This is a genomic window from Streptomyces sp. NPDC086835 (assembly GCF_044745705.1).
Taxonomy (GTDB): Bacteria; Actinomycetota; Actinomycetes; order Streptomycetales; family Streptomycetaceae; genus Streptomyces.
Window position 1 is genome coordinate 44,376 of the sequence record NZ_JBIVAU010000016.1, and the last position, 9,858, is coordinate 54,233.

The following is a 9,858-nucleotide window of genomic DNA, read 5'->3' on the forward strand; positions in this document are numbered from 1 at the left end:
TGCACCGTTCCTCACCTCTTCTTCGCGGGCGGTCTGCCGACGTGCACGGCCAGCTCCGGGCGCCGGGCGAGGCCGAGTTCCTTCAAGGCGGCGCCGAGCGCCTCGTCGAGGTCGGCGCGTACGTCGTCCAGGTCGCGGAAGTGCGCCCGCGCCCGTACCGACGCGCGGGAACGCCCCATCCGGACCTGTACCGTCTGCACGCCGGAGACCTCCATGGCCCGGTCGCGCAGTACGACGGCCGCGGCCTCACGGCGCAGTCCTGCCCGTACATGGGGCCGGTACCGGTGCATCGGCAACAGCGCGCGCAGCCCAGGTGTCACCGCGAGAAGGATCAGCCACAGGCCCAGCAGCATCACCGCGCCAGCCCCGGCGAGCACCGCGATCTCGTCGAGGCGCCATTCGGCGAGGTGATCGGCCAGCCACCGCCGCCAGCGCATCGCGGACCGGTCGGCCCGCACGGCGGCGACGTCGTACAGCAGCAACCCCGCGCCCACGACGACGACGAGGGCGAGCAGCCCGGCGGGCACCCGGCGCACCGACCAGAAGCGACCGGTCCTGCCGGCGTCGCCGTCGTCGTCCGCCACCGGGTTGTACGCGGAGGCGGAGGCGGACTGGTCCATTTCGAGAACGGGCCGTGAGGAGCGCGCTTCCCGCTCCTGGGGGGCCGGCTCTTCGGGGCCCGCGGGCCTGTCCGGTTCGGTCATCGGATCCTCCCCTGCGCCGTGCCGCGCGAGAGGGCGGAGTGCAGCCGCTCGACGTGCACCGCCACCTCGGGGACCTCCATCCCCGCCAACGCCTTTACCCGCTCGACGACCTGCCGACGCACCGCGCCGCACTGAGCGCCGATGTCGGACGGGTACTCCAGCTCGAGGCTGACCCGCACCCGGGCCGTCTCGTGGTGCACGACGACCATGGCGTGCGGCGGCGCGCCGCCCTCCGGTACACCGGAGAGCGCTTCACGCGCCGCCCGCGCGGCGATCTTCGCGACGACGCGGTCGGCGATCGCGGTCGACCCCCGGTCCGAGGGCGGCACCCGGCCCGCGGGAGCGTCACGACCGGAAGCGCCGGCCACCGCGACAGCGTCTGCCACGGCGCGTCACCGCCGCCCGTCGCCACGCTCGCGGCCCCGGATGAAATCGCCGACCTCGAGGTCGCCCTCGATGAACCGGCCGATCACGAAGCCGACCGCTCCCAGGGCGGCCACCAGCAGGAACGCCCCGAAGCCGCCGAAGTATCCGGCGAAACCGAGTGCCATGCCGGCCATCAGTCCGACCACCGCCATGCTCATGTTGGGCTCCTCTACTGGATTCGAGGCTCCGGCTCGTCCTCTTCTTCGTCCGGCAGCTTCACGTCGCTGACAGCGATGTTCACCTCGACGACCTCGAGGCCCGTCATCCGCTCGACGGCGGAGACGACGTTCTCCCTGACAGCACGGGCCACGTCGGAGATGGATACGCCGTAGTCGATGACGATCTCCAGGTCGATCGCGGTCTGTACCTCGCCGACCTCGGCCTTCACTCCGCGTGCGACGTTGGACGTCTTGCCGCCGCCGGGCTGCACCCGGTCGCGCACCGCGCCGAAGGTACGGGAGAACCCGCCCCCCATCGCGTGCACGCCGAGAACGTCCTTGGCGGCCAGTCCGGCGATCTTCTCCACCACTCCGTCGGCGATGGTGGTACGACCGCGGGAGCCTGGCTCCGGCAGGCGCTTGCCGCCTGGACCCTTACGGGTGGCTTCGCTGGAACCGGACAGCTCGTTTCCGGATGTCGTGGGCAGGCTGCGCCCAGGTGTTTCGGTCATCGCCGTGGTCCTTTCCGGGCGGGTGACGGCCCCGTTGCCCACATTAGGTGACCTTGCCCACATCCGCGCCGGGGATGCGGCAGGCTGGAGGAATGACCACTCCGAATGCGGTTCTGCGGCGGGTACGCGGTGCGTTGGGTCTCGGCAGACTCCTCGCCCTCGGCGGCCCGGCGGACGGTGCGTGGCTGTCGGAATCAGCCGCCGCCGCGGTCCTGCGCCGTGCGGCGGCCTCGGTGCCGGGGGCCGTCCTGAACGACGTCAGGCTCTCCCTGGTGGACCCTGAGACGGCGGAGCCCCCGACGGTGCCGACCCCACCGGCAGCCGTGTGGCCGGGCCCTCTGCGGGTCGAGGCGGGGGTGTCCGTCTGGGACCTCACAGAACCGCTGCCGGCGCTCACGGCGGCGTTGCGGTCTGCGTTGCTCGACGCGGCGGCGGAAGCGCTGGGGCTCACGGTCACGGTCGTCGATCTGCGCGTCGACACTCTTTTGGACGCGGCCCCCGAGAGTCCTGCCGCGCCCGGCGCCCCGGCGGCCGTCGAACCCTCCGACCCGGTGGGCACGGCCGTGGCCGCGACGGCGGGCGTGGCGCATCTGACGGGGACGCTGGGCGCGGCGGTCCATCACGCGCCGGACCACGTCCGCGTCGAACTCGCGACGGCGGAGGGGCATCGGGCGCTGGACGTGGCGCGGGCGGTACGGAGGGTGGTGGCGGGGGTGCTGGAGGACGACCGCGCGGTGACGATCGTGATCACCGCGACGGCCTGACCGCTGGGTACCGCGCTTCGCGCGGCGTCCTCCAACGCCGGACGGGCTGGATTTCGCTCCGCGAAACCAGCCCCTCCGGCAGATCCAGCCTCGCTGGGGGCACCTCCCACGGCCGCCAGGCCGTAGGGGGAGTTCGAGGCGCGGGGGTCCGGGCTCAGTCCGCGAGACCCGCCAGGTCGCGCAGGCGCCGCCCCTGCGCCGCGCGTTCCGCCGCGCGCTGTTCGTCGTACGAGCGGCCCGCCGCTCCCCGCAGCAGCGCCTTCGTCTCGTTCACCGCGTCCCGGGGCGCGGCAAGCAGCGCCGCGGACAGGTCGCGTACCGCGGCGTCGAGTTCCTCGCCGGGGACGACGAGGTTGGCGAGGCCCGTGCGCTCGGCCTCTTCCGCGTGGACGAAACGGCCGGTCGCACAGATCTCGAGTGCGCGGGCGTATCCGACGAGCGACACCAGGGGGTGCGTGCCGGTGAGGTCGGGCACGAGACCGAGCGCGGTCTCGCGCATGGCGAACTGCACGTCCTGCGCGACGACCCTCAGGTCGCAGGCGAGGGCGAGCTGGAAGCCCGCTCCGATCGCATGGCCTTGCACGGCCGCGATGGAGATGATGTCGTTGCGGCGCCACCAGGTGAACGCCTCCTGGAACTCGGCGATGGACGCGTCGATCTCCGCGTCGGTGCCGCGTGCCAGGTCGATGAAGGACGGCTCGCCGTCGAAGCCCTCCGGTGTGAAAGCCTGCCGGTCGAGGCCCGCGGAGAAGGACTTGCCTTCGCCGCGCAGCACGACGATCCGCACGCTGCCGGGCAGTGACCGTCCCGCCTGCGCCAACGCCCGCCACAGCGCGAAGTTCTGGGCGTTGCGCTTGTCCGGGTTCGTCAAGGTCACCGTGGCAACCGCGTCTTCGACGGTGAGCCGTACGCCGTCCTTGTCGAGTACGGGGTCGAGCGAAGTCATGAGGCGCCTCCGGTTCGGTGCAGTGTGGCCTGGCCTTCGAGTCAAGAAGGTAAGCTACTGCACAGTAACCGCCCGGCCGGCCATAGGGCCGACCAGGTGGCCACCGTAGGTACCGATGAACCGGAGGAGCAGCCTCGTCGACGGGACCGTCAGGCCGAAGCGGCCTTCTTGCCTCGCGTCGCTCCGCCACGTCCCCGCAGGACGACTCCGGACTCACTGAGCATCCGATGGACGAATCCGTATGAGCGACCGGTCTCTTCGGCCAGCGCCCGGATGCTTGCACCGGAGTCGTACTTCTTCTTCAGGTCTGCCGCGAGCTTGTCGCGCGCGGCGCCGGTAACCCGGCTGCCCTTCTTCAGAGTCTCGGCCACCCGTGCCTCCTCATGGGAAGTGCGCTCTGGACTTCTCATGATCACCCCTCACGGGCGTCCTGGCCACCCATTCGACAAGGTCAGTACGGAACGCTTTGCGGTGCGCTATGAGGCCACCATGAACGGAATGATGCATTCCGATCGGTGCTCGGTCCACGCAGTCACGGCCCGGCACGGAAAAGGCCAGCTCAGAGCAGGCGGGAGGAATGGCGCTCAGCGGGGCCGTGGCGACGGCGGTCCACCAGTCGCCACGCCGCAATACGAGACGCACTCACACAGATGATGGATCACTCGTAGGCCGAATGATCCATGCGGAGATCCATACGAAGATCGTAGAGGGATGGATCGACGGGTTCCGGTACCGGCCCGGAACCCGTCGCAGGGCCTCAGGCCAGGGCCACGAGGTCCGCGTAGTCCGCGCCCCACAGGTCCTCGACACCGTCCGGCAGCAGGATGATCCGCTCGGGTTCGAGCGCCTCGACCGCGCCCTCGTCGTGCGTGACGAGGATGACGGCGCCCTTGTAGGTGCGCAGCGCCCCGAGGATCTCCTCGCGGCTGGCCGGGTCGAGGTTGTTGGTGGGCTCGTCGAGCAGCAGGACGTTGGCGGACGAGACGACCAGGGTCGCCAGCGCCAGCCGGGTCTTCTCGCCGCCGGAGAGCACCCCGGCCGGCTTGTCGACGTCGTCGCCGGAGAAGAGGAACGAGCCCAGCGTCTTGCGCACCTCGACCAGATCGAGGTCGGGCGCGGAGGAGCGCATGTTCTCCAGGACCGTACGGTCGGGGTCGAGGGTCTCGTGCTCCTGGGCGTAGTACCCGAGCTTGAGGCCGTGCCCCGGGGTGACCATGCCGGTGTCCGGCTTCTCCACGCCCGCGAGGAGCCGCAGCAGCGTGGTCTTGCCGGCGCCGTTGAGGCCCAGGATGACGACGCGCGAGCCCTTGTCGATGGCGAGGTCCACGTCGGTGAAGATCTCGAGGGACCCGTACGACTTGGACAGGCCCTCGGCGCTGAGCGGCGTCCTGCCGCAGGGCGCCGGCTCCGGGAAGCGGAGCTTGGCCACCTTGTCGGCCATCCGGACGTCCTCGAGGCCGGCCAGCAGGCGCTCGGCGCGGCGGGCCATGTTCTGCGCGGCGACGGTCTTGGTGGCCTTGGCGCGCATCTTGTCGGCCTGCGAGTTGAGCGCGGCGGCCTTCTTCTCGGCGTTCTGACGCTCGCGCTTGCGGCGCTTCTCGTCCGCCTCGCGCTGCTGCTGGTACAGCTTCCAGCCCATGTTGTAGACGTCGATCTGCGAGCGGTTCGCGTCCAGGTAGAAGACCTTGTTGACGACGGTCTCGACGAGGTCGACGTCGTGGGAGATCACGATGAAGCCGCCGCGGTAGGTCTTCAGGTAGTCGCGCAGCCAGACGATCGAGTCCGCGTCGAGGTGGTTGGTGGGCTCGTCGAGCAGGAGCGTGTCCGCGTCCGAGAACAGGATCCGGGCGAGTTCGACGCGGCGGCGCTGACCACCGGAGAGCGTATGGAGAGGCTGGCCGAGGACGCGGTCGGGCAGGCCGAGCGCGGCGGCGATGGTGGCGGCCTCGGCCTCCGCGGCGTAGCCGCCCTTGGTGAGGAACTCGGTCTCCTGGCGCTCGTACTGGCGCATGGCCTTCTCACGGGTGCTGCCCTGGCCGGAGGCGATGCGCTCCTCGTTCTGCCGCATCTTGCGGATCAGGGTGTCGAGGCCGCGGGCCGACAGGATGCGGTCGCGGGCGAGGACTTCGAGGTCGCCGGTGCGCGGGTCCTGCGGGAGGTAACCCACCTCGCCGGAGCGGGTGATGGTGCCGCCTGCGGGGATGCCCTCACCCGCGAGGCACTTGGTGAGGGTCGTCTTGCCCGCTCCGTTGCGGCCGACGAGGCCGATGCGGTCGCCCTTGGCGATGCGGAAGGAAGCGGATTCGATGAGGACGCGCGCGCCTGCGCGCAGCTCGATACCGGATGCGGTGATCACGGGGGAAGACTCCAGGGCGGTATGGACGGCGGAAGGGACGGGCGGAGACGCTTCTACGCCGTCTAATGCACAAGGAGAATTGCCATACGGCCCAGTCTAACGGGACCGTGCAAGTGTTTTTCGCGGCCGGACGGCGGCCCGGGAGGGCCGCGGCACGGTGTGCGGAGCCACGGCGTGGCGGGCCGCCGCCGTGGTGGAGCAGAGGCGGTGGCCACGCGGTCGGCCATGACACCGGTCCCGCCACTTCACCGGCGCGGGACATTCTGCCGCCGCGCGACACGTTCCGCTGAGCCCCGTCGTCAGTGGCGGATGCCAGACTGAGACACAGATCACATCCGAGTCGTCGAGCAAGTGAGGGAGCGATCGGGATGGCTCAGTCGCCGAGCATCTGTCCGACCCTGTTGTACGCGGACGCCAAGGCCGCGATCAGACAGCTCACCGAGGCCTTCGGCTTCACCGAACACGCGGTGTACGAGAACGAGGACGGCGGCGTGATCCATGCCGAGCTCACCTACGGCAACGGCATGGTGATGCTGGGCAGCAAGGGCACCGGTGGCGAGTTCGACAAGCTCATGGAAGGCGCCGGGCCGACGGGGGTGTTCGTCCATGTCGACGACGTCGACGCCCACCACGGCAGGGCGGTGGAGCACGGCGCCGACGTCGTGATGCCGCCCACCGACCAGGACTACGGCTCGCGGGACTACATGGTCCGCGATCTGGAGGGCCACATCTGGAGCTTCGGCACGTACACGCCGGGGGCGGCGGAGGCCTCGTAGACCTCCCCGCCCCTGCGGTCGTGGCCTGCGGGGGTCAGACGCCGCCGGTGTGCACCTGGAACGCGGCCCTGCGTACCGCCTTGGCCAGGGCCGGGTCCGGGTGCGCCGCCGCCAGGGCGACCAGGACCTGCACCGTACGAGGATGGCCGCCGGTCCGGACCGCCTCGAGCAGCGCGGGGACCGTGCCCTGCACGGCGGAATCGAGATGGCGCAGCAGCAGCTGGGGCTCCCCGTGGTCCGCGACGGCCGCGGCGGTGTCCACCCACAGCCAGGTCGCTTCCTCACGGGTGAGGACATCGGCCGCGTCCTCCGGGTCCGCGCCCTCGTGCTCGGCGAGCCACAGCAAGGCGTAAGGGCGAAGGGACGGTTCGGCGGCGGCCGCGCGCACCTCGCTCTCGGCGGGAGCGCCGACCATGCGCAGCGCCTCGAAGGCAAGGCCGCGCAGCAGGGCGTCCTCGCCCCGGGCGACGGCGAGCAGTTCCCCGACGGCACTGGAGACGGTGCGCGCCGCGAGCCACGCGCGGTACTCGGCGCGGGCCGGGCCGGGGGTGAGGCGGGCGCAGCCCCGGAGCATGTCCTCCGCGGACTGCTCGATGTTGCCGGCGGGGCTCTGGGCGGCGACGCAGATCTGCTCCAGCTTGACCCAGACCGCCCAGTTGCCGAGCGGGGTGAGGGTCGCCTGGCCCCGCTCGAGGGTCAGGGCGCCGACGGCGGACAGCCCCTCGAGCGCCCAGTCGAGGAGTGCGGCGACGGGGGCCTCTTCGGCACCGGACCCGGTCTGCGGTTCGGCGGGGGCGCCGGCGCCGTAGGGGACCTCGCAGCGTTCCTCGCGGAGCTCGGCGACGCGCTGCTGGAGCAGGTCGAGCAGAGCGGGCGTGAGCACGGGGCCGGCCGACAGCTGGAGGAGGGAAAGCACCTGGGGCACCGCCTCGACCACCTCGGCGACCGCAGTGGGAGCGACGTCGCCGGGGGCGGGGTGGATCAGGGACCAGGCGTCGAAGAGGGCGACCCAGCCGCGCAGCACGGCCATGTCGTCGCGGTCCCAGGCACGCAGCCGCCAGCCGGGGCGGACCGTGTCGCCGTGCAGCTCGACGAGGCCGGCGAGGCGGGCGCGGTCCCAGCCGGCCCGCACCTCGTCCATGGTCAGGTCCAGGGCGGCAGCAGCCCGTTCCTGGGCGCCGACCGCGAGCGGTGTGGTGCCGAGGTCGCGGTCGGCGGCCGCCCAGCGGGCGATGCGGACTGCGTCGGCGAGGACAGCCCGCGCCTGGCGCGCGAGCTCGGCGGGGGCGGGTGTGCCCTCCGGCGGCCGGGGCGCCGGACGGGTCCGCCGGGTCGTCACGGCCCGTCGCGCGGCGGCCAGTGACCGCGAGCGGACAAGGCGGAGTCTGGAGTTGCGCGCCAATTGCTCATCAGGCTTTCGGGACGTCACGGGGTGCAGTCTTCCCGTTGACGGCCCGAAAGCCCAAACGGAACCTGGCGGGCGGCGCTGGACGGCCGTCCCAGGCGGGTCGTACGCGGGTCACATGAGGGGGGTGAGGAAGCGCCGGAGGACCTCTTCGTACCCCTTCGGGTCGGCGTTCCACATGGCGGCGTGCGGCGCCTGCGGGACCGTGTGAAGGGTGACCAGATCAGGGCGGCGGGCGGCGAGTTGGCGCGAGCCGCGCCAGGGCGCCAGGGTGTCGTCGGGGCCGTGGAAGATCAGCGTCGGTACGGCCAGGGACTTCGGGTCGCCGGCTTCGGCGAGGCGGTCGCCGTGCGCTCCCGTGCGGCCCTGGGCGGCCCGGACCGCAAGCGGAAGCAGCGGGGCGGGGGTTCTGCGGGCGGAGGCCAGTGCGCGCACCGTCGCCTCCCACTCGAGAACGGGCGAGTCGAGGACGACACCGCTGATCCGGTCCCGCAGACCGGAGTTGGCGGCCGCGTGCAGCGCCATCGAGGCGCCGACGGACCAACCGTGGACGATGACCCGCTCGGCGCCGTAGCGCACGGCGTGGCGGACGGCGGCGTCGAGGTCGCGCCACTCCGAGTCGCCGAGGTGGCCCAGCCCGTCCGGGGGCCGTGGGGCGCCGGAGTCTCCCCGGTAGGCGAGGGACAGCACCGGGAACTGAAGGGCGTGCAAGCAGCCCAGCACGTTCATGGTGTGTTCCCGGGTGGTGCCGAGCCCGTGCACGGCGATGACCCAGGTCGAGCGAGGGCCGGGCACGAACCAGGCGGGGAGCGCGCCGAGTTCTCCGGGGACGAGGACCTCGGAGTGCTCTATGCCGAGCGCGCCGGTGGGGTCTCCCCGGTGGACCTGCGGGGTGAGGCGCACCTTGGTGCCAGGCTCCAGTTCGCCCTCGGTGACGCGTACGAGGCGGCGCACGACCGTGTCCGCGTCGTGCGGGACTCCGCCGAGCACCTCCCCCACGACCGCGTGGACGCCGGACCCTTCCAGCCCGTACGTCCCCGGGCGCAGCGAGGCCAGGCTGCGGGTGAGGACGACGGCGCCGGGGGGTGTGGCGTGGACGGTGAGCCGGGGGTCGCCGGGCAGGGGCCTGTTCGCCGCCCGCAGGGCTGCGTGGCTCGCGTAGCGGCCGGCCGCGACTGCTGCCGCGCCGACTCCGATCAGGGTGGTGACGGCCGCTGCCGTCGCTGTAGCGGGGCGCACGTGTACCAGTGTCGGGGCGGCTGCGGGAGGGGGCCAGTGGGCGGGGCCGGGCGTGTTGCGACGGGGGCGTCGCCTTGCGGGGGGCGTGTACCCCCACCCCGCCCCTTCCCGAATCCGGGGCAGGCCCCGGACCCCGCCACCGCGCGCCGCGCGCCGCTTCGGCTCCGCCCCCTACGCCTGGCGGCGTGGAGAGACACGCCCACAGGACCCCGCGCCTCGAACTCCCCCTACTGCCTGGCGGCAGCGGGAGGTGCCCCAGCGAAGCTGGAAATGCCCCCGCCGGGCCCAGGCCGGAGCCACCGGCAGGGCCGGAGCCGCCGCCGGCGAGGCCGGAACTGCCCGGGCCCGAGGCGCGCCCAGGCGAGGGCGTGTTCCCCGCCCCGCCCCTTCCCGAATGCGGGGCAGGCCCCCGGACCCCGCCACCGCGCGCCGCGCGGCGCTCCTCCCCCCTACGCCTGGCGGCGTGGAGAGACACGCCACAGGACCCCGCGCCTCGAACTCCCCCTACTGCCTGGCGGCAGCGGGAGGTGCCCCAGCGAAGCTGGAAATGCCCCCGCCGGGCCCAGGCCGGA

The 9,858-nt window shown here is 72.5% G+C and carries 11 protein-coding genes; 2 read left to right on the forward strand and 9 right to left on the reverse strand.

From position 1 onward, the window contains the following. Positions 1–11: 11 nt before the first annotated feature. The 4 genes from ACIPJI_RS34120 to ACIPJI_RS34135 are packed head-to-tail and all read right to left on the reverse strand — an operon-like array spanning position 12 to position 1,800. On the reverse strand, positions 12–704 hold the full coding sequence (locus ACIPJI_RS34120) for a DUF6286 domain-containing protein (RefSeq protein ID WP_402250752.1): 693 nt from the start codon (positions 702–704) through the stop codon (positions 12–14). Then, the gene (locus ACIPJI_RS34125) at positions 701–1,090 is read right to left on the reverse strand and encodes a hypothetical protein (protein ID WP_356624210.1); all 390 of its coding nucleotides are present in this window, start codon (positions 1,088–1,090) and stop codon (positions 701–703) included. The genes ACIPJI_RS34120 and ACIPJI_RS34125 overlap by 4 nt, the downstream gene beginning before the upstream one ends. Before the next feature lie 6 nt (positions 1,091–1,096). Beyond that, positions 1,097–1,288 (reverse strand): hypothetical protein, encoded by a 192-nt coding sequence (locus ACIPJI_RS34130; protein WP_307705715.1) that lies wholly within the window; start codon positions 1,286–1,288, stop codon positions 1,097–1,099. A gap of 11 nt (positions 1,289–1,299) precedes the next feature. After that, on the reverse strand, positions 1,300–1,800 hold the full coding sequence (locus ACIPJI_RS34135) for an Asp23/Gls24 family envelope stress response protein (protein ID WP_307705716.1): 501 nt from the start codon (positions 1,798–1,800) through the stop codon (positions 1,300–1,302). 92 nt (positions 1,801–1,892) lie between these two features. Between ACIPJI_RS34135 and ACIPJI_RS34140 the strand changes: the two genes are divergently transcribed. Continuing rightward, positions 1,893–2,564 carry a hypothetical protein gene (locus ACIPJI_RS34140; protein WP_402250755.1) on the forward strand — a complete coding sequence of 224 codons (672 nt, stop codon included), beginning with the start codon at positions 1,893–1,895 and terminating at the stop codon, positions 2,562–2,564. Positions 2,565–2,718: 154 nt separating this feature from the next. Here the strand turns inward: ACIPJI_RS34140 and ACIPJI_RS34145 are convergent, their stop codons facing one another. The 3 genes from ACIPJI_RS34145 to ACIPJI_RS34155 form a co-directional block, all read right to left on the reverse strand. Continuing rightward, positions 2,719–3,510: an enoyl-CoA hydratase/isomerase family protein gene (locus tag ACIPJI_RS34145; RefSeq protein ID WP_005319115.1), complete on the reverse strand. Its 792-nt coding sequence runs from the start codon at positions 3,508–3,510 to the stop codon at positions 2,719–2,721. Between the two features lie 149 nt (positions 3,511–3,659). After that, positions 3,660–3,881, reverse strand: a complete 222-nt coding sequence (locus tag ACIPJI_RS34150) for a helix-turn-helix domain-containing protein (protein ID WP_005319113.1) — start codon at positions 3,879–3,881, stop codon at positions 3,660–3,662. A gap of 386 nt (positions 3,882–4,267) precedes the next feature. After that, positions 4,268–5,866 (reverse strand): ABC-F family ATP-binding cassette domain-containing protein, encoded by a 1,599-nt coding sequence (locus tag ACIPJI_RS34155; RefSeq protein WP_159693237.1) that lies wholly within the window; start codon positions 5,864–5,866, stop codon positions 4,268–4,270. Between the two features lie 368 nt (positions 5,867–6,234). Between ACIPJI_RS34155 and ACIPJI_RS34160 the strand changes: the two genes are divergently transcribed. Beyond that, positions 6,235–6,642 (forward strand): VOC family protein, encoded by a 408-nt coding sequence (locus ACIPJI_RS34160; protein WP_402250758.1) that lies wholly within the window; start codon positions 6,235–6,237, stop codon positions 6,640–6,642. Positions 6,643–6,676: 34 nt separating this feature from the next. Here the strand turns inward: ACIPJI_RS34160 and ACIPJI_RS34165 are convergent, their stop codons facing one another. Together ACIPJI_RS34165 and ACIPJI_RS34170 are read right to left on the reverse strand one after the other, a co-directional pair. Continuing rightward, entirely contained in the window at positions 6,677–7,981 is a 1,305-nt protein-coding gene (locus ACIPJI_RS34165) for a hypothetical protein (protein ID WP_402250760.1), read from the reverse strand. A gap of 180 nt (positions 7,982–8,161) precedes the next feature. Further along, complete coding sequence (locus ACIPJI_RS34170) at positions 8,162–9,286, reverse strand: serine aminopeptidase domain-containing protein (RefSeq protein WP_356624203.1); 1,125 nt, start codon at positions 9,284–9,286, stop codon at positions 8,162–8,164. Positions 9,287–9,858 lie beyond the last annotated feature (572 nt).

Coding starts and splice junctions, on each gene's coding strand:
- ACIPJI_RS34120 (WP_402250752.1), bottom strand. CDS start 704: ATGACCGAACCGGACAGGCCCGCGGGCCCCGAAGAGCCGGCCCCCCAG.
- ACIPJI_RS34130 (WP_307705715.1), bottom strand. CDS start 1,288: ATGAGCATGGCGGTGGTCGGACTGATGGCCGGCATGGCACTCGGTTTC.
- ACIPJI_RS34135 (WP_307705716.1), bottom strand. CDS start 1,800: ATGACCGAAACACCTGGGCGCAGCCTGCCCACGACATCCGGAAACGAG.
- ACIPJI_RS34140 (WP_402250755.1), top strand. CDS start 1,893: ATGACCACTCCGAATGCGGTTCTGCGGCGGGTACGCGGTGCGTTGGGT.
- ACIPJI_RS34145 (WP_005319115.1), bottom strand. CDS start 3,510: ATGACTTCGCTCGACCCCGTACTCGACAAGGACGGCGTACGGCTCACC.
- ACIPJI_RS34160 (WP_402250758.1), top strand. CDS start 6,235: ATGGCTCAGTCGCCGAGCATCTGTCCGACCCTGTTGTACGCGGACGCC.